Source organism: Solirubrobacter ginsenosidimutans, assembly GCF_027587205.1.
The window spans coordinates 22187-46020 of sequence record NZ_JAPDOD010000008.1 but is presented as its reverse complement, the minus strand read 5'-3'; the positions used below and the strand labels follow the sequence as shown (position 1 = coordinate 46020).

The 23834-nt window shown below is 71.9% G+C and carries 18 protein-coding genes; 10 read left to right on the top strand and 8 right to left on the bottom strand.

Translation table 11 applies throughout. From position 1 onward, the window contains the following. Positions 1–56 precede the first annotated feature (56 nt). Positions 57–497 carry a MarR family winged helix-turn-helix transcriptional regulator gene (locus tag OM076_RS11660; protein ID WP_372518030.1) on the top strand — a complete coding sequence of 147 codons (441 nt, stop codon included), beginning with the start codon at positions 57–59 and terminating at the stop codon, positions 495–497. A 3-nt stretch (positions 498–500) separates the two neighbouring features. Here OM076_RS11660 and OM076_RS11655 read toward each other — a convergent pair whose 3' ends face one another. Together OM076_RS11655 and OM076_RS11650 are read right to left on the bottom strand one after the other, a co-directional pair. Further along, positions 501–1163, bottom strand: coding sequence for an MBL fold metallo-hydrolase (locus OM076_RS11655; protein ID WP_270040057.1), 663 nt, complete (start codon positions 1161–1163; stop codon positions 501–503). After that, positions 1160–1804, bottom strand: a complete 645-nt coding sequence (locus OM076_RS11650; RefSeq protein ID WP_270040056.1) for a pyridoxamine 5'-phosphate oxidase family protein — start codon at positions 1802–1804, stop codon at positions 1160–1162. Before OM076_RS11650 ends, OM076_RS11655 begins: the two co-directional genes overlap by 4 nt. Positions 1805–1871: 67 nt before the next feature. Here OM076_RS11650 and pdxR point away from each other — a divergent pair, with 67 nt between their 5' ends. The 4 genes from pdxR (at position 1872) to OM076_RS11630 (ending at position 5622) form a co-directional block, all read left to right on the top strand. Beyond that, entirely contained in the window at positions 1872–3317 is a 1446-nt protein-coding gene (pdxR, locus tag OM076_RS11645; RefSeq protein WP_270040055.1) for a MocR-like pyridoxine biosynthesis transcription factor PdxR, read from the top strand. Positions 3318–3707: 390 nt separating this feature from the next. Continuing rightward, on the top strand, positions 3708–4181 hold the full coding sequence (locus OM076_RS11640) for a hypothetical protein (protein ID WP_270040054.1): 474 nt from the start codon (positions 3708–3710) through the stop codon (positions 4179–4181). A gap of 88 nt (positions 4182–4269) precedes the next feature. Then, on the top strand, positions 4270–5139 hold the full coding sequence (locus OM076_RS11635) for an SDR family NAD(P)-dependent oxidoreductase (RefSeq protein ID WP_270040053.1): 870 nt from the start codon (positions 4270–4272) through the stop codon (positions 5137–5139). Positions 5140–5145: 6 nt separating this feature from the next. Beyond that, a complete protein-coding gene (locus tag OM076_RS11630) occupies positions 5146–5622 on the top strand; it encodes a MerR family transcriptional regulator (protein ID WP_270040052.1) in 477 nt (158 codons plus the stop codon). Between the two features lie 4 nt (positions 5623–5626). Here OM076_RS11630 and OM076_RS11625 read toward each other — a convergent pair whose 3' ends face one another. Further along, positions 5627–6175, bottom strand: coding sequence for a helix-turn-helix domain-containing protein (locus tag OM076_RS11625; RefSeq protein ID WP_372518029.1), 549 nt, complete (start codon positions 6173–6175; stop codon positions 5627–5629). Positions 6176–6205: 30 nt separating this feature from the next. Here OM076_RS11625 and OM076_RS11620 point away from each other — a divergent pair, with 30 nt between their 5' ends. After that, complete coding sequence (locus OM076_RS11620) at positions 6206–6718, top strand: GNAT family N-acetyltransferase (RefSeq protein ID WP_270040051.1); 513 nt, start codon at positions 6206–6208, stop codon at positions 6716–6718. Between the two features lie 42 nt (positions 6719–6760). Here the strand turns inward: OM076_RS11620 and OM076_RS11615 are convergent, their stop codons facing one another. The 3 genes from OM076_RS11615 to OM076_RS11605 all read right to left on the bottom strand — a co-directional run bounded on the left by OM076_RS11615 (position 6761) and on the right by OM076_RS11605 (position 17999). After that, positions 6761–11128, bottom strand: a complete 4368-nt coding sequence (locus OM076_RS11615) for a PKD domain-containing protein (RefSeq protein WP_270040050.1) — start codon at positions 11126–11128, stop codon at positions 6761–6763. A gap of 191 nt (positions 11129–11319) precedes the next feature. Next, on the bottom strand, positions 11320–14724 hold the full coding sequence (locus OM076_RS11610) for a ThuA domain-containing protein (protein WP_270040049.1): 3405 nt from the start codon (positions 14722–14724) through the stop codon (positions 11320–11322). A gap of 359 nt (positions 14725–15083) precedes the next feature. Then, complete coding sequence (locus tag OM076_RS11605; protein ID WP_270040048.1) at positions 15084–17999, bottom strand: ATP-binding protein; 2916 nt, start codon at positions 17997–17999, stop codon at positions 15084–15086. A gap of 2 nt (positions 18000–18001) precedes the next feature. Here OM076_RS11605 and OM076_RS11600 point away from each other — a divergent pair, with 2 nt between their 5' ends. From OM076_RS11600 to OM076_RS11590, 3 genes are read left to right on the top strand one after another with little or no spacing between them, the layout of a single operon-like run. After that, complete coding sequence (locus tag OM076_RS11600) at positions 18002–18565, top strand: OsmC family protein (protein ID WP_270040047.1); 564 nt, start codon at positions 18002–18004, stop codon at positions 18563–18565. A gap of 3 nt (positions 18566–18568) precedes the next feature. Further along, entirely contained in the window at positions 18569–19171 is a 603-nt protein-coding gene (locus tag OM076_RS11595; RefSeq protein ID WP_270040046.1) for an acyl-CoA dehydrogenase family protein, read from the top strand. Between the two features lie 25 nt (positions 19172–19196). Next, the gene (locus tag OM076_RS11590; protein WP_270040045.1) at positions 19197–19958 is read left to right on the top strand and encodes a methyltransferase domain-containing protein; all 762 of its coding nucleotides are present in this window, start codon (positions 19197–19199) and stop codon (positions 19956–19958) included. Here OM076_RS11590 and OM076_RS11585 read toward each other — a convergent pair. Further along, complete coding sequence (locus tag OM076_RS11585) at positions 19948–20826, bottom strand: DUF4231 domain-containing protein (RefSeq protein WP_270040044.1); 879 nt, start codon at positions 20824–20826, stop codon at positions 19948–19950. The two genes, OM076_RS11590 and OM076_RS11585, sit on opposite strands and share 11 nt — an antisense overlap. 87 nt (positions 20827–20913) lie before the next feature. Here OM076_RS11585 and OM076_RS11580 point away from each other — a divergent pair, with 87 nt between their 5' ends. Beyond that, positions 20914–22266 (top strand): TRAFs-binding domain-containing protein, encoded by a 1353-nt coding sequence (locus tag OM076_RS11580; protein ID WP_270040042.1) that lies wholly within the window; start codon positions 20914–20916, stop codon positions 22264–22266. On the opposite strand, the gene OM076_RS11575 is transcribed toward OM076_RS11580, so the two are convergent. Beyond that, positions 22235–23812, bottom strand: a complete 1578-nt coding sequence (locus OM076_RS11575; protein WP_270040040.1) for a PAS domain S-box protein — start codon at positions 23810–23812, stop codon at positions 22235–22237. The genes OM076_RS11580 and OM076_RS11575 overlap by 32 nt on opposite strands. Positions 23813–23834 lie beyond the last annotated feature (22 nt).

Genomic DNA, 23834 nt, shown 5'->3' with positions numbered 1-23834 from the left:
ACCGTCAACGATTGATAGCACACAGACCGTCTGTGCCCGCTCCTAGAATTCCTCTCATCACCGAGCTCCCGATCATCGAGCAGCCACTGCACCGGTCAGGTGCGCTGCTCGACCTGCTCACGCGCCGGCTCCGTGTGGCGGGCGAATCGGCGCTGAACGCCGCGAACCTGCGCCCGCGTCACCTGCTGGTGCTGACGGTGCTGCGGGATCTCGGCGAGAGCAGCCAGGCCGATCTGGCCACGACGCTGCAGCTGGACCGCACCAACCTCGTCGGGTTGCTCAACGAGCTCGAGACCGACGGGCTGATCGAGCGCCGGCGCTCACCCGAGGACCGGCGCCGGCACACCGTCGTGCTCACGCAGGACGGGCGCGAGCGGCTGGCGGCGGCGGAGTTCACGCTGGCCGCGGCGGAGGACGTCGTCTTCGCCGCGCTGACGCACAAGCAGCGCGAGACGCTCTACGAGCTCCTGCTCAAGGCCACCGCCGCCGGCTGCTGAGCGTTAGAGCTCCGCGCCGTCGCGGCCGAGCGTGGCGCCGGGCGCCGCGGCCAGCAGCGCCGCTTCGTCGGCGTGCGGGTGCAGGTGGACGAGCGTGAGGCGGCGGGCGTGCGCGTCGCGGGCGACCCGCGCGGCCTCGGCCGGGCTCGGGTCTCCGTCGAGCGACCAGGCCTCATGGAGCAGGTGGTCGACGCCGCGGGCGAACGGGGCGGAGCCGGGGTCGTAGGCCGTGTCGGTGATCAGCGCGAGGCGGTCGCCGACGCGCAGGCCCGCGGTCGGGTGCCAGTGGAGCGGCTGGGCGCGGGCGCTGAGGTCGAAGCCACCGATCCGCTGGTGCGGTCGCAGCTCCCCGACCGTCCCGACGAAGGGCGAGAACGGTCCGAGCAGCTCCTCGCTCGGCCGGTCGTAGAGCCAGGCGCCGGGCGCCCAGATCTGCGGGACGACCGGGAGGCTCGGCAGGTAGGACAGGCCGAAGACGTGGTCGAGATGGAAGTGCGTGAGCGCGAGGTCGATGCGCGTCACGCCGTCTAGATGGGCCGCCGCGTGCTGCAGGCCGGTCCCGGCGTCGAGGATGAGCGCGTGCTCGCCGTCACGGATGAGCACGCACGTCGTCTCCCGCGTGACGGTCGGGACCCACCCGCCGCTGCCGAGGAGCCAGGCGTTCACCGTCCCCAGCTTCGCACCGCCGCCGATGGCTCGATGCCCGGCGTGAGCTTGGGGTCCGGCGCCGGCGGGCCCGCGGTGAGGGCGAGCGGGATCACGCCCGCCCAGACGTCGCGCTCGTAGTCCTCGTCGTCGTCGACCGGCGGACCGGTGCGCACCTTCGCGGACGCCTCGCCGAGATCGAACGCGAGCACGCGCGTCCCCTTGAGCTCCTGCGGCGTGGGCGGGCGTACCTCGTCCCAGCGGCCCGGCACCAGGCGCTCGGTGAACGCTTCGAGCGCGCGGAGCCGTTCGCCCGGTCCTTCCACGGGCCGCGCCTCGCCCAGCACGACGACCGACCGGTAGTTCATCGAGTGATGAAACGCCGAGCGGGCGAGGACGAGCCCGTCGAGGAGCGTCACCGTCAGGCAGGCGCTGAGCCCGCCCGTGAGGCCGCGGATCGCGCGGCTGGCCGACGAGCCGTGGACGTAGACGACGTCGCCGGCGCGGGCATGGAGCGTCGGGATCACGTACGGCTGGCCGTCGATGGCGAAGCCGAGATGCGCGATCAGCGCCTCGTCGAGGATGGCGTCGATCGTGGAGCGCGAGTAGTCCGCGCGGTTGGGGACCCGGCGGACGCGCGTGCGTGTCGAGGGAGCGGTCACGACCTGGACGCTACGCCGGTATTGGTCCCCGTTCCAGGTCCAAACGTCCGCCATAATCGCGGGCCAAGTGGACCTCCATCTCGACCTGCGCGGGGACGGCTCGCTGCGCCTGCGCTTCGAGCATGCGCTCCGCGACGCGGTCCGGCGCCTGCCGCCGGGCACACGGCTGCCGCCGACGCGCGTGCTGGCGACGGAGCTCGGCGTGTCACGCGGCGTGGTCGTCGAGGGCTACGCGCAGCTCGCCGCCGAGGGCTACCTGCACACCCGCCGCGGCGGCGGCACCTTCGTCGCCGAAGGCGGCGCGAGAGAAGACTTTCTCGCGCAGAGCACGAGAAAGTCGACGCTCGACGCGCCGGGGCGCGGCGCAGCCCTAGGCGCGGCGGGGCGCGGCGAAGCCCTCGGCGCGGCGGGGCGCGGCCATGCGGTCGGCGTGGCGGGGCGCGGCGAAGCCCCCGGCCTGGCGCGACCCTTCGCGACGCCGCCGGCGCGCGTGCCGAAGTTCGACCTGCGGCCCGCGTTGCCCGCGCTGGACGGCGCGTTCCGGCCCGCGTGGGGGCGTGCGCTGCACCGCGCGCTGCGGACGACGCCGGACGCGCGGTTCGGGTATCCCGACCCGCGCGGGGAACCGGAGCTGCGGGCGGCGCTCGCGGCCTCGCTCGCCCGGCGGCGCGGGGTGCTGGCGTCGGCCGGCCAGGTGCTCGTCACCGGCGGGTTCGGGCCGAGCCTGCCGTTCGTGTGGCGGCTGCTCGCCGCGCGCGGTGTGCGGCGGGTCGCGACCGAGGACCCGTGCTGGCCCCGCCTCACGGCGACGCTCACCCGCGCCGGGCTGCATCCGGTGCCCGTCACAGTCGACGAGCATGGCCTGCGCACGGACGCGCTGCCCGACGTCGGCGCCATCTTCGTCACCCCCGCCCACCAGTACCCGACGGGCGCGGTCCTCGAGCCGGAGCGTCGCGCCGCGCTGATCGAGTGGGCGCGCGACCACCGCGCGCTCGTGATCGAGGACGACTACGACGCCGAGTTCCGCTACGACCGCCAGCCCGTCGGCTCCCTCCAGGGGCTGGCGCCCGACGTCGTCCTGTACGGCGGGTCGACGTCGAAGACGCTCGCGCCCGGCCTACGGCTCGGGTGGCTCGTGCTCCCGCCCGGCATGGAGGTCGACGCTCCCGCCCCGCCCCCGGTCCTCGACCAACTCGCGCTCGCCGACCTGCTCATCCGCGGCGACTTCGACCGGCACCTCCGGCGCCAGCGCCGCCTCTACCAGCGCCGCCGCGAGGCACTCCTGGACGCCCTCGCCGAGCGCCTGCCGGAGCTCGCGATCTCCGGTGCCGCGGCCGGCCTGCACGCGGTGCTCCACCTCCCCGCCGGGACGAACGCGCACGACGTCGCGCGCCGTGCGCACGACCAGGGCGTGGCGCTCGACGCGATCGACGGACGGCTGATCGTCGGCTACGCGAACCTGCCCGAGGCACAGGCACCCGCCGCGGCCAACGCGCTCGCCCAAGCCCTTTAAACGCCGAAGGCCCCGCCGAGGAGGAGCGGGGCCTTCGATGTTCAAGCCGGTTCGCCCTCAGGCGAGTGCCGTCACCACTGCTTGGTCAGGGCAGGGGTGGGGAGAGACGGCAGCTCGCGGACAACGGGGAGGAGAAACGCGTGGGGAAGCGAGGAGGGGTTCCGCTGCGTTTGGGTGGCTTGAACGGTCATGTCTGTCGTGTGGTCTCTGGGGGGTTCCGTCCGACAGGTGGAACTCTGCCACTCCAGGGCCGCCTCGCTCGGGGTGCAGGCTGGCGTCTGTGGCCTACGGGCACCGCTCGCACGGAGTACGGGAAACCGCACCCCGATTGATTGCCGGGATCCTGGAGCTTCTTGACCGCGGGCCGCGGCATCGCCATCGTCGCGGGCGATGCCGACATCGCAAGAGCCGCAGACGCTGGCCGAGAGCCTCAAGCAGTACACCGAGTCCGTCCCCGAGGCCGACCGGCTCGACGCGCTCCACAAGCTGTTCTACGGCTTCTACAGCCGGATCGCGATCGTCGACCGCACGACGTTCGAGCTCGCGCGCTGGGCCAAGGAGGACCTCGCCTTCGTGGAGGGCCTGACGCCGACGATGGCCGAGGCGATGCGCGACAACGCGGTGCACGTCGGTCAGGACCTCTTCGGCGCGCGGATGCGCACGATGGCCGCGCTGCGACTGGTCTCCGCGCAGATGGCGGCGCTGCGCGAGGCGGGCGCCAACCCGGCGTTCACGCAACGCTATGCCGCCGCGTTCGACGAGGACGCCGGCGTCATCCGCACCTATGACCTCGCCAACGTCGGCGAGCACCCGGACCTCCCGTACGACCCGTTCACGTACGACCCCGCGGCCGAGGACGACTAGTACACGTCTCTGGCGCCCGGCACGACGCCGACCTGCGCCTGCTGTCGTCCTTGACTTCGAGCGCGCTCGAAGGTCTAGCGTCCGCGCCATGAAGACCAGGACATGGATCATCACCGGCGCGACCTCGGGCCTCGGGCTTGCCTTGGCCGAGGCCGCACTGCAGGCCGGCGAGCAGGTCGTCGGCACCGCGCGTCGCGTCGCGCGCTTTGACCACCTGCGCGAGCGCTTCGGCGACCTGCTGTTGCCGATCGAGCACGACGTCCGCGACACCGAGGCCGCCCCGGCCATCGTCGACGCCACCCTCAAGCGGTTCGGCACGGTCGACGTGCTGGTCAACAATGCCGGCGTCGGCCGCGTCGGCGCCGCCGAGGAGGTCACCGACGCCGAGCTGCGTGACATGCTGGCCCAGCACCTGCTCGGCCCCGCCTCGCTCGTGCGTGCCGTGCTGCCGCACATGCGCGAGGCCCACTCCGGCGCGATCGTGCAAATGAGCAGCCAGGGTGGCCGCCTGTCGTTCCCGGCCGTGGGCAGCTACTCCGCGGGCAAGTTCGCGCTCGAGGGGTGGTCAGAGGCGCTCAGCGGTGAGCTCGCGCCCTTCGGCATCCGCGTACTCATCGTCGAGCCGAGCCGCTTCCGCACCGGCTTCAACGCCGCCGACGCGCTGCTCACGTCGGCCGAGCGCCCCGAGTACGACGGCGTGATCGGCGCCATCCGCGCCGACATGGCGGGTGCCGACGGCGTCCAGGAGGGCGACCCGGTCCGCGCCGCCGCCGCCATCCGCCACGTCATCGACGCTCCCGAGGCCCCGCTGCGCCTGCCGCTCGGGGGCGAGGCCGTGCGCAACCTCACCGCCTCCTACGAGCGCCACCTCGACGAGGTCCGCCGGTGGCGGCAGGTGAGCGAGTCCGCTGACTTCCCCGATGCCGCGCCGGCCGTGCGAGCATTTGCCCAGACCTGATCCACGATGGCCACCGAGGACCTCATCGCCCGCCTGCTCGACGCCACCGACGACGCGGCGGGCGCGTCGGTGATCGACGCGCTGCACGAACTGCTCGACGACGGCAGGATCGAGGCCGACGCGCTGCCGAAGACCATCGCGGAGGCGGCTGCGCTCACCAGGCTGAGCAGTTACACCCTGCGCTACTACGAGGACGTTGGCCTCGTCCGCCCGCCGCGCAACGGCTCGGGGCACCGCGTCTACGACGCGGCCACCCTGCGCCGCCTCGTGTTCATCACGCGCATGCGCGCCTCCGGCATGACGATCCGCGACCTCAAGCGCTACGTCGTGCTGGTCGAGCAGGGCCCGGCGACGGAGCCGGAGCGTCGCGCGATGATGCTCGCTCAACGCTCGCGCATCCAGCGACAGCTGCGCGAGCTCACGTTGGCCCTTGAAGCCACCGAGTACAAGATCCGCATCTACGGCGGCCACCCGGGCGACTGAGTCCTTAGCGGCGCGACAGCGCGACGAGGTACCGGCACGGCACGCGCTGGACGTTGCTGAACACGCAGTCGGCCGGCGGGCCGACCATCAGGCAGTCGCCCGCGGCCAGCTCGTGCTCGACGTCTCCCTCCATGAAGCACAGCACGCCCGCGAGCACCCACAGCTGCTGGTGGATGAACGCGTAGGTGTCGGCCGGGTAGGCGACCCGCGCGCCGGCCGGAAGGACGATCTCAACGAGCTCGAGCGGCCCGCCGCTCGCCGGAGACAACGCGCGCCGCGTGTAGCCGCTGTCGGGATCGGTCCAGACGGGCTGGTCGGCCGCGCGGGCGATGCGCCCGTCCGCGTGCTCGGCGCGCGCGATCAGCTCCGAGAGCGTGAGCCCCAGCGCGCCTGACAGGCGGCCGAGCAGCGCCGCCGTCGGCTGCGCCTCCGCGCGCTCGATCTTGGCGATCATGGCCCGCGACACCCCGGAGCGCTCCGCCAGCGCGCTGGTCGACCACCCCAGCGCCTCGCGGGCCGCCAGCACCGCTGCCGCCAGCGCCTCGTCCGTCATCATCGTGGACACGTTGTCTACGATAGTGACATGTTGATCCGGATGGCAACCGCGGACGACGCAGCAGCGTGCGCCGCGATCTACGCGCCCTACGTCACCGACACGCCGATCAGCTTCGAGACCGAACCGCCGAGCACGAGCGAGATGGCCGCGCGCATCGAGCATGCGATCGCCTGGTTCGTGCTCGAAGCAGACAGCGGCGAGGTCGTCGGCTACGCCTACGCGGGCCAGTTCCACCCGCGCGCCGCGTACCGCTGGGCGTGCGAGGTCAGCGTCTACCTCGAGCGCGGACGCCACCGGACCGGCGCGGGGCGAGCGCTCTACGGCGTGCTCCTCCCCCACCTCACCGAGCGCGGGTACCGCACCGCGATCGCGGGGATGACGCTCCCGAACCCGGGGAGCGAGGGCCTGCACGCGGCGCTGGGCTTCGAGCCGGTCGGCACCTACCGCGACATCGGCTACAAGGGCGGCGCCTGGCACGACGTGGCCTGGACGCAGAAGACCCTCGCCACCGGCGAGGGTCTTCCACGCGAACCCGTGTAGAGAGCCGCGGCGCGCACCCGCCGCGGCCTCACACGTCCTACGTCACGGCGTCGTGGTCGACAGCGTGAACGTCAGGGTCTTGCCGTAGGTGCCGGCGCGCAGCGCTTCGTTGGCACCGACCGACTGCTTGAACGCGACCGTGACCGGGTCGACGCTGACCGCGCGTGACCAGCTCAGCAGCGTCAATGGCGCGGCCGACCCCGTCACCGCCCCGAACGCCGTGTTCGGGTTGGCCGCGTTGGTCGCGCGGACCTGGAGCGGCTGGCCGAGCACGTACGTCCCGGTGACCAGCTTGCCGGTGTTGACGGTGTCCGGATCGCTGACCGTCAGCGCCGCGTCACCCGCGGTGCTGGTGATCGAGGCGCTCACCGAGGCGGTGTAGTCCGCCGCGATGCCGGGGACGATCGTCCCCAGCGACGCCGGGCCCGAGCCCAGGTTGAGCGACAGCTGGGTCGCGACGTCGCCGCCGATCGGCGTCGTGGCCGTGACCTTGCGGAGCTCGACCGTGATCGTGAACGTCTTGGTCGCGGTTCCGCCCTTGCCGTCTGACACCGTCACCTTCGCCGTGAACGTGCCCGGCGTGTTGTAGGTGTGCATCGGGTTCTGCTGCGTGGACGTCGCGGTGTCGCCGAAGTCCCACGCGTAGGTGAGCGTGTCGTTGTCGGCGTCGGTCGCGGTCGCGTTGAACGCGACCGTGTCACCGGCGCCGATGGTCCCGGTCGGAGCGGCCGAGGCCGTCAGCACGGGCGCCGCGTTCGGGTCGACGCCACAGTCGGCGTCGACGACCATGCCGGCCGCGGTCTCCATGCCACCGAGCAGGTGCTTGAGGAACAGCGGCTCGGTGTAGGTCGCCTCGGTGTGCCCGAGCGCGGTGTAGAACATCCGGCCGCCGTCGAAGCGCTTGCACCAGGCGATCGGGTGGTCGTCGTCGACACCGTCCGTGCCGTCGGACTCGACGTAGGTCGACTCGTCCATCTTCAGCAGGACGTGGATCGGCGTGTTGCCACGCGGGCTGACATCGTCGCCGCCGCCGTTGACGACCGGGTTGACGATGCCCTGGAAGTTGTACCACTCGTCGACGCGATCCCAGCGCGCCGGCAGGTCCTTGGTGGAGGCCTTGGTGGCATCTTCCACGACGACCGTGGCGGCCGGCGTGCCATTGGGGTGGTTGCGGAAGTACGCGCCCGTCAGCTGGCCGTACCACGGCCACGTGTACTCGGTGTCCGTCGCCGAGTGGATGCCCGTGTAGCCGTTGCCGGCGCGGATGAAGCGCTCGAACGCCGCCTGCTGCGCGTCATTGAGGACGTCACCCGTGGTCGAGTTGAACACCACCAGGTCGTAGCGAGCCAGGAACGCGTCCGTGAACAGCGAGGCGTCCTCGATCGAGTCGACGGTGAAGTTGTTCTCGGTACCGAGCTTCTTGATCGCCGCGACCGCGTTCGGGATCGCGGTGTGGCGGAACGCGGCCGTCTTCGAGAAGACGAGCACGTGGTAGCGGGCAGCCGGGTCGAGCACCGCCGGGAGGGCGTTGACCGTGAGCGCACGGGTCGCCGAGCCGCCGAAGGCGTCGGCGACCTTCAGCGTCACGGTGGTCACCGCGTTGAACGTCTTCGTCGGGTTCTGGGCCGTCGTCTCGAACGTCCCGTCGCCGTCGAGGTCCCACGCGTAGGTGATCGCGTGGCCGTCCGGGTCCGTCGCCGTGGCGTTGAACGTCACCGCGAGCGGCGCGACGCCGTCCGTCGGCGTGGCCGTGGCGGCGGAGATCGTCGGGGCGCGGTTGGCCTGGACGACGACGCTCAGCGTCGCCGAGCCGGTGCCGCCCTTGCCGTCGGACACCGTGACCTTGACCGAGAAGGTCGCGGCCGTGGTGAACGTGTGCGTCGGGTTCTGATCCGTGGAGAGCGCGGTGCTGTCACCGAAGTCCCAGGAGTAGGTCAGCGGATCGCCGTCCGGGTCGGTACCCGTCGCGGCGAAGATGACCGGGACCCCGACGCGGGTGTTGCCCGTCGGGTTGCGCGTCGCGGTGACCGTCGGGGGGATGTTGGCGCCGGCGACGACCACGCTGACCGTGGCGCTGCCGGTCGTCTTGCCGTCGGACACCGTCACCTTGGCCGAGTACGTCCCGGTATTGGCGTAGGTGTGCTTCGGGTTCTGCTCGGTGGAGGCCGCGGTGCTGTCACCGAAGTCCCACGAGTAGGTGAGCGCGTCGCCGTCGAGGTCGGCGCCAGTCGCCGTGAAGGAGACCTCGGCGCCGGGGGCGGTCGTGCCCGTGGGCGTCTTGGCCGCGGTCACGGTCGGGGCGCGGTTGCCCTGCGTGACGACGACCGGGATCGTCTGATTGACGGTGCCACCCTTGCCGTCGGTCACGGTCACCTTGGCGGTGTACGTGCCCGGCGTCGCGTACGTCTTCGTCGGGTTCTGCTGCGTCGACGTCGTGGTGTCGCCGAAGTCCCACGTGTAGGTGAGCGTGTCACCGTCGGCGTCGGTCGCGGCGGCGGCGAAGTTGACCGCCGTGTTGGTGTCGACGTTCCCGCTCGGCGTGCGCGTCGCGGAGGTGATCACCGGATTGGCGTTCGGGGCCGAGACGCAGCCCGGGATCGCGGGCACATTGGTGCCCTCGACCTGCCACCAGTCGAACACGGCGTTGACCGTGGTGGTCGCCGCGTTGGAGAGCGCGAAGAAGCCGATCTTGGCGTTCGCCGGCAGCGCCGTCGAGGACTGGCCCGCCTGCGTCCACGTCGTGCCGTCGGCCGAGTACTGGCCGATCAGCGTCGTGCCGTCGTAGATGATCCGCAGGTAGTAGTTCGGATCGTAGGCCGCGGGCAGGACGGCGGTGTGGTCCGCCGTGCCGTTGCGCGCCGTAGCGGCGACCTCCTGGACGAACTCCATGAACTCCGTCTTGGTCGTCGCGCCGGCCGTGTTGGTCGACGTGCGGTCCAGCTTGATGTAGTTGTCATCGTCGCCGTAGACGATGATGCCGCCCTGCTGGTACTGGGCCGTGCCCTTGTGGTTGATCTTGGCCGTCACGGTCCACGGCCCGGTGGGCGCCGTGCGCAGCACGACGTTCTTGGCCGTGTTGGACGTGGTGTAGAGATCGCCGGCCTGGGTCGGGATCGTGACCGCGCCGTTGTTGACGACCAGTGTGGCATCGCGGCGGACGACGCTCCAGGCGGAGCCCAGCTCGTTGCCGTTGAAGTCGTCGCGCAGGACGCCGGGCGTGCAACTGGCGCCGAACACGGTCGTCAGGACCGTGGCCGAAGCGGTGCCGGTCTTGCCGTCGTCGACGGTGACCTTGACGTTGTAGGCGCCCGAGGTCGCGAACTTGTGCGACACGCTCGCGCCGGTGCCGGTGGTGCCGTCGCCGAAGTCCCACGCGTAGGTCAGCGTGTCGCCGTCGGTGTCGGCGCCGACCGCGGTGTAGGCGAACGTCGTGTTGACGTTGCCGTCACCCGCGGGCGTGCGCGAGGCGGTGACCGTCGGGGCGGTGTTGGACGCCGTGACCGTGACGGGGACCGTCGCCGAGCCGGTGCCGCCCTTGCCGTCGGACACGGTGACCGTCGCGGTGAAGGAGCCCGCCGCCGCGTAGGTGTGCGAGGGGTTCTGCGTCGTGGAGACCGGCGTGCTGTCGCCGAAGTTCCAGCTGTAGGTCAGCGCGTCGCCGTCGAGATCGGCGCCGGTCGCGGTGAACGCGACGGCCGTGCCGCTCGGGACGTTGCCCGTGGGCGTGCGCGCGGCGGTGACCGTGGGCGCGCGGTTGGGCGTGGTCACGGTGACGCTCAGCGTCGCCGAGCCCGTGCCGCCCTTGCCGTCGTCGACGGTGACCTTGACGGTGTAGGTGCCCGGGCTGTCGAAGATGTGGTTGACGTTCTGCTGCGGGGACGTGTTCCCGTCGCCGAAGTCCCACAGGTAGGTCAGCGTGTCGCCGTCCGCGTCGGTCCCGGTGGCCGTGAACGCCACCGTGCTGTTGCGCGGCACGTCACCGGTGGGTGTCCGCCCGGCCGTCACGGTCGGTGCCGTGTTGGCCGCGTCGACGACCACCACGCTGCCGGTCATGTTCCCGTGGATCGAGCAGAAGAAGTTGTAGGTGCCGGGGGTCGGGAAGGTGCAGTTGCCCTCCCAGCCGGGGGGCTGGCCGAAGCCGGCGATCGGCGGCGCGGGCGAAAGCGGGATGCCGGGCCCTGCGGCCGTCTGGACGCAATTCGTCGGCTGCGGACCGACGGAGTTGAACGTCACGTTGTGGACGCTGGTGCCCGTCGGATAGCTGAACGTGACCTTCTCACCGGGGTTGACGCTCACGGTGTGGTCTGTCGGGTCCGATCCCGACGCGTCCATGAACAGCGGACCGCCCGGGACCTCGTCCGCCGCCTTGATCGCGCCGGGCGCGGCCGATGCGGCATTCGGGGCGATCATCGCCAGTGCGGCGAGGCCTGCGGCCAGCCATGGCGTATGCCTCCTCCTCAGTCCCAACAAGGGAACCTCCTCCTCAGTTCCAACACGACATTTCCCTCCATCGAAAGCTTTTGTGACATGGACTTGCGGCGAAACGAGCCGAAGCCGCGGCGGTCCCGTGCAGGACCGCCGCGGCCTTGGACTTGGGAGCTCTACGGCGTCGTCGTCGAGAGCGTGAACGTCAGCGTCTTGCTGTACCGGCCGGCCCTCAAGGCGTCCCCGACGGAGACGTGCTGCTTGAAGTCCAGCGTGATCGCGGCATCGTTGAGCGACCGCGAGTAGGTCAGCAGCGACGTCGGCGCCGCGCTGCTCCCGACGTTGGCGAACGTCCCGCCACCGGCGCCGACCGCGCTGGTCGCCTTCACCTGCAGCGGTGAGGCGAGCGTGTAGTCGCCGTTGGTGAGGAACCCGGTGCTCGTCGTGGCCGGGTCGGCGACCGTGAGGGCCGCGTCACCGCTGGTGGCGATCGCGCGGGCCGTGGTCGACGCCGTGTAGTCCTTGTCGATGGCCGGGGTGAACGCGCCGAACGTGGCCGGCGTGCCGAGCGTCAGCGACAGCACGAGCGGCACGTCCGCGCCGACCTGCTGGGAGACGTTCGTGAACAGCGGGGTCGCGACCGCGTCGGTCGTGATCGCCTTGGACGCCGTGTCGCCGTCCGCGTAGTTGACCGTCAGCGTCGCGTTCTTGGCACCGGCCGAGTCGTACGTGTGCGACACGGTCGCGGCCTGCGTCGTGACCTTCGGCGTGCCGTCGCCGAAGTCCCACGTGTAGGAGACGCCACCGGACTTGCCGATGTTGAAGGCGACGGTGCTGCCGACGGCCGGGACCGTCGCCTTCGGGTCCGGGCCCGGGGTGTCGGGGCCGCCCGTGTAGGCGAAGCGCCAGATGCCCAGGTTCGAGTTGGTGAACGCGTAGTAGCCGCCGCTATAGGAGCCGACGTAGAGCGCGCCGTCAGCGCCGAAGTCCATGAAGACCGGGCGCGTGCCGCCGATCAGCTGCGGCGTGACGATGCCGAACAGGGAGTCGACCGAGACCGGCTGGCCGCCCTTGAACTGCGTCGCCGGGTCCATCAGCAGCGCGTGACGCAGCGCCTGGGCGTTGGCGAAGTCGATCATGAACCACTTGCCGTCCCAGTAGGACGGCCAGGCGTCCGGCTTGTCACCGGTGGGCTTGCGGTAGATGCCGCCGTCGATCGGCGCCTGGCTGGCACCGGGGCTCGCGAGCCACGGGCAGGACCGGAACGTGTCCGGAGCCGCGGTGAAGATGTTCGCCGAGTACAGGCCGACGCCGTTGGCGTTCTTGTTGTACCCGTAGCAACCACCCTGCGGGCCGTACCAGATGTTGACCGGCTTCGGAGCGGGGATCGTCGTCAGGCCCGTGTTGTACGGGGACAGGTTCTGCACCTCGCCGCGGCAGTCGAAGAAGCCGCCGGTCTGGCCGTCGGCGCCGCCGCCGACCGTGCCCGGGGTGCCGAACGGCGCCGGATCGCCACCGTTGAGCGTGGGCAGCTTGGCGCGGTAGTCCCAGCGGTTGCCGGCCTGGCAGAACGGCCAGCCCCAGTTGCCCGCGGAGTTCATCATCGTCGCGTTCTCGGTCTTCGCCGGGCCCCACTGCGGGATCTCCGAGCTCTGGTCCGGGCCGATCCACGCGGTGGTGATCGCGTCGGTCTTCTTGTCGATGTGGATCGTGTAGTTGGAGCGCACGCCCATCGCGAAGATCTCCGGCTTGGCCTTGCCGTCGAGGACGGGCTGGCTGTCCGGCGGGAACAGGTTCGCCCCGTTCGGCGCGGTGGCATCCGGGATCGTGTACGTCGAGCCGATGCCCGGCGTGTCACCCGGATTCGCCAGCGGGTGGATCCGGATGATCTTGCCCTCGTAGACGTTCGTGTTGCCCGAAGTGCCGCGGGCGTCGCCGTAGGAGATCAGTGGCCCCGTGTCGGCCGGCCGTTGGTCGGCGGGCGTGTCACCGCAGTGCGTCGTCGCGGCGGCGCCGGGGCACGGGAGCGTGAAGTGCGGGTCCGGGTTGACGTAGCCGCCGTTGTTGTTGTTGGACTGGTTGTTGGTGCCGTTGGCCGCGGTGCCGTTCGGCGTGCTGTCGCCGTTGGTGACGTAGAGGTTGCCCTTGGAGTCGAACGCCATGCCGGCGCCGTTGTGGCAGCAGCTGTAGACCTGCGAGATGTAGGAGAAGATGACCTTCTCCGAGCCGGGGACGAGCTTCTTGGTGGCCTCGTCGTACGTGAAGCGGCTGATGCGCTTCTCGCCCTTGTAGGTGCGGCGGTCGAAGCCCGGGCCGAGCTTCGGGGTGGTGTCCTTGCCCTGCTCGCCGCCGAAGTACGGGTAGTACTGGACGTAGATGTACGGGCGGCCCTTGGTGAAGTCGGGGTCGAGCGCCATGCCGACGAGGCCGGCCTCGGACGTGGAGTTCTGGCCGTACTCGGGCGAGCTGCCGTGCGCGCCGAAGACCGACAGGTTCGCGACCATCGCGATCTTGTCGGGGTTCTGGTTGTTGGTGCCGGCGACGCGCGGGTCCCACACGTGGATCGTGCCGCAGCCGAGGCCGGTGTTGGCCGAGTCCCAGTTGGTGATCTGGGTGTAGCCGGCGTAGCAGATGGCGCGGCCGCCGTAGAAGACGCGCCCGTCGTCGGCGAGCGCCGACTTGGTCATCTCGCCGTAGAGGTTGTTGTTGGTGCCGGTCTGGATCGGCGTGATCCGCGTGGCCGAGTAGTTGGAGTTGATGCCGGCCTTGCAGCCGCCGCGGACCATGCCCGCCGCCCATTGGATCGCGCCGAGCAGGTGCTTCTGGACGTCGGCGTTGGCGAGGCTGGCCGCCGAGCTGCCTAGCTCGGTGTAGAAGGAGCGACCCTGCTGGATGTCGCGGCACCAGGAAGCGGGACGCTCGAGCTGGGGCTGAACCGTCGCGTTGTTGCCGGTGAGGCGGCTGACCGCGTCATTGGTGACCGAGGTGCCGTCCGGCAGCGTGTTGCCGCGGACGCGGGCGACCGTGTGCACGGTGCCGGTCGGGTTCGTAGCCCACGTGTACCAGGTCTCGGTCAGCGCCTTCTCCACCAGCGGCAGCGAGCGCGTGGAAGGGTGGACGCGATCCGGGAAGTCGAGGTCCGCCGCGCTCGCGGTGGCCGTGCCCGTGACGCGCGTGCCGGTCAGACCGGTCAGCGTGTTGAAGAACGCGGCGCCGCCCTGCTCGAGCAGGGCGCTCTCGCCCATGCCGACCCAGCCGCCGCCGTTGTTGACGTAGTCGGTCAGCGCGGTCTCGCCGGCGGCGTCGAGCGCGTCACCCGCGGAGTTGACGAACACGACCGCGCGGTAGTTGGCGAGGTTGGTCGCGTTGATGTCCGCCTTGTCGGCGGAGTTGTCCACCGTGAAGTCGTTGGCCGTGCCGAGCGCCTTGATCGCGGTGACCGCGTCGGCGCTGGACGGGTTCAATGTGCCGCCGGTGCCCGTGAAGACGAGCACCTTTCCTGCGTTCGCGAGCGCGGGCGCGGTACTGAGCGCGAACGCCGCCAACAAGGCGCCCAAAAACGCGACGATGGACCGCTTCATGCGACCCGGGGGTCCCTCCGCCGATGATTGAGCATGCGGCGGCCGTGCCGCCAAGGACAGCTGCATCCGTTCCCTCCTCCGAAGTACGAGACACCGTCTCCGAATGAGGCCCTGGACCCTCTCTCGCTACTGGCCCACTCGGCGGCGGTGACGCTACACCGAGTTCGGTGTCTGTGTCAACGAATTCCTTTCAATTCATTGCAAGGGCTTACGAAGGATCTTTCGCCGCCGATGACAAGTTGGTTCATTCATCCGACTTTTGATCCTGGTTGCGCGTGTCACTCACCCGAGAACAGCCGTTTGCCACCCCGCAATCATCGGAGCAATCGATGAAGGGCTTTGATGAGAAGGGCGAAGGCTTATGTCGCGGAGCCGACACGCATTGCCGGCAGCAGGACGTTAGTGAGCTGCGTGCGCGAGTTGATCTCGAGCTTGCGGTAGGCGTTGCGCAGGTGGTACTCGACGGTCGCCGTCGTGACGAATAGGGCTTCGGCGATCTCGCGGTTCTGCTGCCCGCCCGCCGCGAGTTCCGCGATCCGCCGCTCGCTCGGTGTCAGCGCGCCGGCGCCGGTGGTCAGCCGCCGCCGCGGGCGCGCGCCGGTGGCCCGCAACTCGGCGAGCGCGGCCTCCTCGATGGCTCGGGCGCCGCTGCGGTGAGCGAGGTCGACCGCGTGGCGCAGTGCCCCCTTCGCGGCGTCGATGTCACCTTCGCCGCGCAGCGCGGCGCCGAGCGCGAGATACGCCCGAGCGGTCTCGAGGATCGCCGCAGAGCCGTCGAGGGTCGCGACCGCCTCGCGCAGGAGGTCGAGGTCGGAGGTGACCTGCGCGGCGGCGCAGAGCGCGATCCCCAGCGCGCGGCGGCCGCCGAACCCGCGCGCCCGTTCGAGCTCCTCCTCGATCAGCGCCTCGGCCTCCTCCTGGTGGTCCCCGAGCCGGTGCAGCACGACCGCCAGGTGCGCGCGCCAGACCAGCACGGCGGGGTTGAGGTGGTCCATGGCAAGCGCCCGCCGGCCACACTCGCGCAACTCCACCGCCGCCTCCTCGAGGCGACCCTGGGCGATCCGGAGCAACCCGCGCACCCGCAGCACCCAGAGGGTCATGTAGACGTGCGGGAGCGCCGCGGCCGCCAGGTTGTAGGAACCGTCGAAGACGGCCCGCTCCGCCTCGACGAGCTCGCCTCGCTCGATCAGCACCTCGCCCAGCGCCGCGACCGCCATCCCGAGCCCGAGCGGCCAGCCGTAGACGGTCGCGATCTCGTGCAGGCTGCGGGCGTCGACCTCGGCGTTGACCAGGTCGCCGCTGTGCACGTAGAGCTCGGCGCGGAAGATCAGCACGCCGCCGACGTCGAGCACCGCGGCACGCTCGCGGTGACGCTCGAAGGCGAGATCCAGCGCGTGCAGCGCGGTCTCGTAGCGCTCCGCGATGACTAGCGAGCGGACGGCGTTGTACCAGGACCAGTCCGTGGCGGTGGTCGAGCTGGCATCGACGCCGACCACGGCGCGCTCGGCGACCGCCGCGACCTCCGCGGCCGGTTCGCCGGCCATCGCGAGCTCGGCCGCGATCGTGCCCAGCACGGCTGGGTCCCGCTCCCCCTGGAGCACCCGCGCGCGCATGCGCGCGATCACGGCGTCCGCGCGCCGGCGGGTGGCGGGATCGATGCGGGCGATGTTGGCGAGCGCGGCCTCGGCGGGTCCGCGCAGGTCGGGGCGCTCGGCGAACGCGCCGAACTGCTGCTCGAGCACGTCGGCCGCGGCGGGCGCCTGGCCCGTCTGACCGAGCAGCCCGGCGAGCAGCATCGTCGCCGCGAACCGACCCTCGACCTCAACCTCACCCTCGAGGAGCTCGCGCAGGTGGGCGACGGCGCGGCCGGCAGCGAAGTTCGCCTCGGCGCGGGCGAGGCCGAGCAGGACCTCGGCGCGGCGCTCGGGCGGTGCGGGCTCGTCGAGGGCGCGCTGCAGATAGGTCGCGACGGCGTCGGCCGCCCCGCCCGCCCCGGCCAGCCGCGCCGCGGCCGTGAGCTGCTCGAACGCCCACGGATCGCCGGACGGTGGACAGCGCAGCAACTGGGCGGCGACGCGCTCGGGCGACTCGGCCTCCCGCGCGAGCAGGTGCGCCGCACGGCCGTGGTCACGCGAGCGCGCGGCGGGGCCGATGCCCGCGTAGACGGCGGCACCGATCAGCGGGTGCAGGAACTCGAGCGGGTGCGCTCCGCGCAGGACGCCGCCGGCGATCAGCGCGTCGGCGGCGGCGGCCGCGGTGGCGTCGTCGAGCTCGGCGAGCGTCGCCGCGCGGCGCAGTGACACGCCGCCGCCGAGCACCGCCGCGGCGCGCGCGAGCCGCTCAGCCGCGTCGCCCAGGCGCTGCAGCCGCGCGGCGAATTCGCGCGTGACACTCGCAGGGCTCTGCGCCGCGGCGGCCGGATCATCCGCGCGCAACGCGCGAGCGAGAGCGCCGATCGGCCGGCGCTCGGCGCTGTCGCCGGCGAGCGAGCGGGCGAGTTCCCGCAGCAGGAACGGGTTGCCGCCCGTCGCGGTGTGGCAGGCGTGGCACAGCGCCGCATCCGCGGACGGCGCGATCGCGCGCACCACCGCCGCCGCGGCGGTCTCCCCCAGCGGGTGCACGCCGATCGCCAGGCTCGCATGCGCGCGCAACGCCTCGAGCACCGGCGACGCGTCCTCTGCGCGCGCGGCCACGATCAAGGCGACGCCGATCCCCTGCAGCCGGTTGGCGAGGTGGGCGAGCGTGCCGATCGACGCGGTGTCGGCCCAGTGCGCATCGTCGACCAGCAGTGCGAGGGGCCGCTCCGCCGCGAGGTTGGCGGTCAGCCAGTAGAGCCCGTGCCGTGCGGCGAACGGATCGTCGGAGAGCTCCGCCCCGAGCTCGAGCCCGAGCACGGGAGCGGCGAGGCGCGCGGCGCCGGTGAACAGGTCCCGGCGCAGCGCCGGCTCGAACAGCTGGCGGACGACGCCGAAGCCGAAGGCGCGCTCGAGCTCCGCGCCGCGCGCCCGCAGCACCAGCAGCCCCGCATCCTCGGCGGCCACGGCGGCCGCGTCCATCAACGCGGTCTTGCCCGCGCCCGCTGCGCCCTCGATCAGGGCGAGCCCGCCCGAGCCCGCCGCGGCTCGCTCGCAGGCACCGCGAAGCGCCTCGAGTTCCGAGTCCCGTTCCAGCAGCGACTGAAATCCCTCGGGTCGTACGCAGAAAACCCTACCGTTGCGGCGGACCGCCGCGTACGCGACATTCGACTCCTCCCCACGATCCTCCCCAGGAGTCACCCATGACGCAGGTCATCGACCGCGTGCGCAACGGCGTCGACAGCACTCAGCTGTACGACACGTTGGACGCGATCAAGGCCGAGCCCGCGCTCGGCGTCTTCCAGTTCCGCGCCCACAACCAGTGGGTCGACGGCGCCCACAGCCAGTCCTCGATCCAGGTCTTCTACGGCGCCGGCGAGGAGAACGTCTCCCGCGCCGAGGCCTTCACCGTCGACGCCGGCGAGCCCGCGGTCCTGCTCGGCGCCGACACCGGCCCCAACCCGGCCGAGTACCTCCTGCACGCCCTCGCGGCGTCCCTGACGACGACGCTCGTCTACGCGGCGGCGGCGCGCAAGATCAAGCTCACCGCGGTCGAGTCGATCCTCGAGGGCGACATGGACGTCCGCGGCGCGCTCGGCCTCTCCGACGAGGCGCGCAACGGCTTCACGAAGATCCGCGTCACGTTCATCGTCGAGGGCGACGCGCCCGACGACACGTTGCACGAGCTCGTCGAGCACGCGCAGGCTCGCTCCGCCGTCTTCGACATGGTCGCCAACGGCGTGCCGGTCGAGGTCAGCGTCGTCTGAGCGATGATCGAGCTCCAGGCCACGACCGGGCCCGGCGCCTGGCTGGTGCGGCTGGCGGGTGAGCTGGGCGAGCGCGACGCCTCGTTCCCGCACACGGGCGTCGCGGCGCTCAAGCGGGCGGGCTTCTTCACCGCGCCGATCCCCGCCGAGCTCGGCGGGCTCGGCGTGACCTCGGTGCACGACGTCGTCGTCGCCTCCAGCCGCCTCGCCCGGGGCGATGCCGCGCTCGCCTCCGAGGTCAACGTGCACCTGGCCGCCGTGCTGGCGCTCGTCCGGCGCTGGTCGGCCGGTCGCTCGTCGCGACTCGCCGCCGCGTTGCGCGAGGTCGTGAGCGACGGCGTCGTCCTCGGCCACGGCTTCATCGAGGACGCAGGCCTGGAGCACAGGCTGCTCGCGGAGCTGTTGGACGCGTCCGTTTCGCTCGGCGTCGCCGAAGGGTCCGACAGCCCGCGCGCGATCGAGCTCTCCGCCGCCCAGGCGACCCTGTCCCGCGCGGCGGCGCTCGTCGACGCCGACGGGGCCGACACGCTCGCCTTGTTCGCCCACGCGCAGGCCGCGAACGCGTTCATCGACGCCGTCGCCGGCCGCGCACTCGTCCTGAACTGAACTTCGAAACTGGAGACACCACCCCATGAGCACCGCACTGTTCGACACCGCCGCGCTGCGCGACGAGATCCGCGCCATGTACCGCGACGTCGCCCGCGACCCCGGCGGCGACTACCACTTCGAGATCGGCCGGCCGCTGGCGCTGCGGCTCGGCTATCCGCCCGAGTGGCTCGACGCGATCCCGTCCGAGGCGCTGGACTCGTTCGCCGGGGTCGGCCACTTCCTCGACCTCGCCGGCATCCAGCCGGGCGCGAGCGTCCTCGACCTCGGCTCGGGTTCGGGCACCGACTCGTTCGCCGCCGCCCACCTCGCGGGCACCGGCGGGCACGTCGTCGGCGTCGACATGACCGACGCCCAGCTCGCCAAGGCCCGCCGGAACGCGCCCCACAACGTCGAGTTCGTCGAAGGTCTGATCGAGTCCCCGCCGGTCGAGGGCGGAAGCATCGACGTCGTGATCTCCAACGGCGTCATCAACCTCGCGCCCGACAAGCGGGCCGTCTTCGACGCGGCCGCGTGGGCGCTGCGGCCGGGCGGCCGGCTCGCGCTCGCCGACATCGTCTCCGAGCTGCATCTCGCCGAGCGGACGCGCGGCAACGTGTCCCTGTGGGCGGCGTGCATCGCGGGCGCCGTCCCGCTCACCCCCTACCTCGAGGCGATCGAGGCCGCCGGTCTGCGCGTCCAGACCGTGCGCACGAACCCCGCCTACCAATTCCTCTCCCCGCGGGCCCAGCGCGCCGTCGAGCGCTACGGCGTGACCAGCGTGTCGGTGCTGGCGATCAAGCCGTAGTGGTCAGCTTCGCCATCCACCCTTCGTTCTGGACCGAGATGACGTGTTCGGCGGCGCGGATCAGGGCTTCGTCGCTCATGGCCGCCGCCGACCCGCGGCGGTCACGCAGGCGCTCGAGCTCGTCGGTGGTGCGGACGTACTCGACGAGCAGGTACTCGTAGCGCTGCGCGGCCGCGTGGGTGGCCACCGCCGCGGCGACGGTCGTGAGCACCGGGACCCAGATCGCGACCGCGTCGCTCTCGGTGAACGCCGCGACGGCGGCGGCCACGACACCGGCGACCGAGAGCGCGAGTTGCGCGTCGCGGACGCGCGCGAGCTTGCGCTGGAGATCGGCGGCACGCGGCCGGTAGAAGCCGCTGATCTGACCGCCGACGCGCTCGTCCAGGTAGGTGGCGGCGTCGGTGACGGGCGGCAGCTCGCGCGGCACGGGCTCGACGCCGGCCTTGCGCGGCGCGAGGTCCGCGGCGTCGCGCTCGACCATCTCGGTGCGCTCCTCGAGGATGCGGTCGCCGTCCGGCTTCGCGTAGGCGCCGACACCCGCCCGGTACACGTAGACCTCCGACTTGAGCGCCTCGGACACCGAGCGCGCACGCGTCCAATCGCGCACCGTCGCCGCGCCCGCGCGCCCGCGCGCGAGCGCCGCGAGGGCGACCGCCGCGCCGCCCAGCGCCGCGAGTCCCTTGCCGAGGCTGGACTCGAGCCCGGCGACCACCGCGCCACCCGACAGCACTGCGCCGAGGACCGTCATCGCCAGGACCATCCTGCGATTGCCCTCCAGGTCGCGCTTGAGGCGGTCGGCGACCTGCGACCACACGCTCTGCTGCTGCCAGGCGCGCTCGACGGCGGACGCGCCGGTGCTGACGCTCATCTCGCCCGGACCCTAGCTGAGCTCCCGGAAAGTCGCGACCTGCACGAGACGAACGACTGCCCGCTGCCGCGGCGTAGGCTGTCGCGCGTGGCCCAACACCCGCTCTGCTTCGTCGTCATGCCGTTCGGCATCAAGCCGGACGGCCGCGGCGGCACGGTCGATTTCGACGCGGTGTACGCCGACCTGCTCGCCCCCGCGATCCGCGAGGCGGAGCTCGATCCGCTGCGCGCCGACCAGGAACTCGTCGGCGGCATCATCCACAAGCCGATGTACGAGCGGCTGATCCTCTCCGACTACGCGATCGCCGACCTGACGACGGCCAACGCGAACGTGTTCTACGAACTCGGCGTGAGGCACGCCGTCCGGCCGTACTCCACCGTCCTGGTCAACGCCGACATCAATCGCCCCCCGTTCGATCTCGCGCCCGACCGCGCCGTGCGCTACAAGCTCGACCGCAGTGGGCGACCGGCTGACCCGGCCGCGGACAAGGCGCCGATCGTCAAATCGCTCGAGGCGGCGCGCGACGCGCTGACCGACAGCCCGGTGTTCCAGCTCATCGGCGATCTCTCGCGGCCCGAGATCGACCGGCTGAAGACCGACGTCTTCCGGGAGCGCGCCGAGTACTCGGTCGCCACCAAGCAACGTCTGGCGAACGCTCGGGCCCAGGGCGCCGACTCGCTGCGCGACGAAGAGCGCCGGCTCGGCCGGTTCGAGGACGTCGAGGCCGGCGTCCTGGTCGATCTGCTGCTCTCCTACCGCGCCGCCCGAGCGTGGGACGACATGACACGCCTGGTCGAGTCGGTGCCCGAGCCGATCCGCCGCACGTTGATGGTGCGCGAGCAGTACGGATTCGCCCTCAACCGTGCCGGCCGGTCGTCGGAGGCCGAGCGGGTGGTGCAGGAACTGATCGCCAGCCACGGGCCCAGCAGCGAGACCTACGGGTTGCTCGGCCGCGTCTACAAGGATCGCTGGGACAAGGAGCGCGCCGGGTCCGTGCTCAAGGCCCGCGGGCATCTCGACAAGGCGATCGGCGCCTACCTGCGCGGCTTCGAGGCCGACTGGCGCGATGCGTATCCCGGGGTCAACGCGGTGACGCTGATGGAGATCCGCGAGCCGGGCGGCAAGGACCAGCGCGCGCTGGTGCCGGTCGTGGCGTACGCGAACCGCCGCCGGATCGACAGCGGGGCACCGGACTATTGGGATCATGCGACGCGGCTCGAGCTCGCGGTGGTCGGCGGGGACCGCGAAGAAGCGATGGCCGGTGCGATGGCCGCGCTGGCGGCGGTGCGAGAGCCATGGGAACCCGGCTCCACGGCGAACAACCTGTCGCTGATCCGCGAGGCGCGCGCGATCGGAGGCGTCGTGGTCGACTGGACGGACGAGATCGAGCGCGAGCTGGTCGCGGCGGCTAGCGATCCGACCGCGGCAGCGCGGCCGTGACGACGGTCCCGAGGCCGGGAGGGCTGATGACCGCGAGCGTTCCACCCGCGGCCTCGGCGCGGTCGCGGAGGCCGACGATGCCAGTGCCGAGCGCGGCGTCGGCGCCGCCGCGGCCGTCGTCTGAGATCTCGCAGCGCAGGACATTCCCGTCCAGTGCGACGGTCACCCGGGCGCGATCGGCGCGGGCGTGCTTGGCGACGTTGGTCAACGCCTCGGAGACGATGTAGTAGGTCGTCGCCTCCAGGTGGTCGGCGAGGCGCTCGGTGAGGACGTCGAGCTCGACGGTGACCGGGAGGCGGTTGGCCAGCACCTCCAGCGCGCGGCCCAGGCCGTGCTCGCCCAGGATCGCGGGGTGCAGGCCGCGCGCGATCTCGCGCAGCTCCTCCAGGCCGGTGCCGAGCTCCTGCATCGCCTCGTCGAGCAGGCGCGCCGTGATCTCCGGCTTGGCGGCGAGCTGTGAGCGAGCCACGCGCAGTTTGACCGCGACGGAGACGAGGTGCTGCTGGGCGCCGTCGTGGAGGTTGCGCTCCAGCCGCCGGCGCTGCTCGTCGCCCGCCTCGACCAGGCGGGCGCGGGAGGCGATCAGGTCCGCCCGCGCCTGCGCGCTCGCGACCGCGAGCGAGACCAGCTCGCAGAATGCGCCGAGCCGATCCTCGCTGTCCTCGGGGAGCGGGTCCTGGCTCGTGATCGCGACCGCGCCCCAGAGCCGGCCGGCGACGACGATCGGCGCGGCCGCGGACGAGCGGTAGCCGACGCGGAAGATCGCCTCGGCGATCTCGCTCTCGTCGCGCACGCCGCCCCAGTCGTCGATCCGGGCGGGCGCGCCGGTGCGCAGCACGCGGCCGATCGCCGAGCTCTCCTTGGCCTCGAGCACCTCGCCGACGCCCAGCACCGAGACGCTGTCGCGGTTGTGGCGGCCGACGATCGTCGCGCGGCCGTCGTCGCTGTAGCGGAAGACCGCTGAGGAGTTGACCTGCAGCACCCGGGCGCACTCCTCGGAGACGGCCATGAAGACGCGGTCCGGGTCGACCTCGGCGGCGACCAGCGTGGCGACCCGGCGCAGCGCGCGCTGCTCGGACGCCAGCCGCGAGATCTGCGCGAGCTTGGCCTCCGGGTCACCCTGCAGCGCGCGGTCCTCCTCGTCGCGCAGGGACTCGCGGTCGGTCAGGTCGATGCCGGTGGTGACGAGCGCGATGTACTCGCCGGCCTTGTCGGTCATCGGCCGGTTGGACCAGGCGATCAGCCGCCGGCCGCCGGACTTCGTCTGCCAGTGGCCGACCTGCGGGCTCGGCGTGCCGGTCTTCCACACGTACTCGAGGAAGTCGCCGAACGCCTCGCGCTCCTCACTCGGGATCACGAAGTCGCGCGCGTCCCTGCCGAGGACCTCTTCGCGCGAGAAGCCGGTGGCGCGCTCGCACGCGTCGTTGAACAGCACGATCCTGGCTTCGCGGTCGTAGACGCAGACGAGCGACTGCGTCGTCTCCGTGAGGATCGCGGCGAACGACTCGCCGAGAATGAACTCCCCGTGTTGCCCCGCGTCGTCCATGCCCGGTATCCGGCGAGACCAT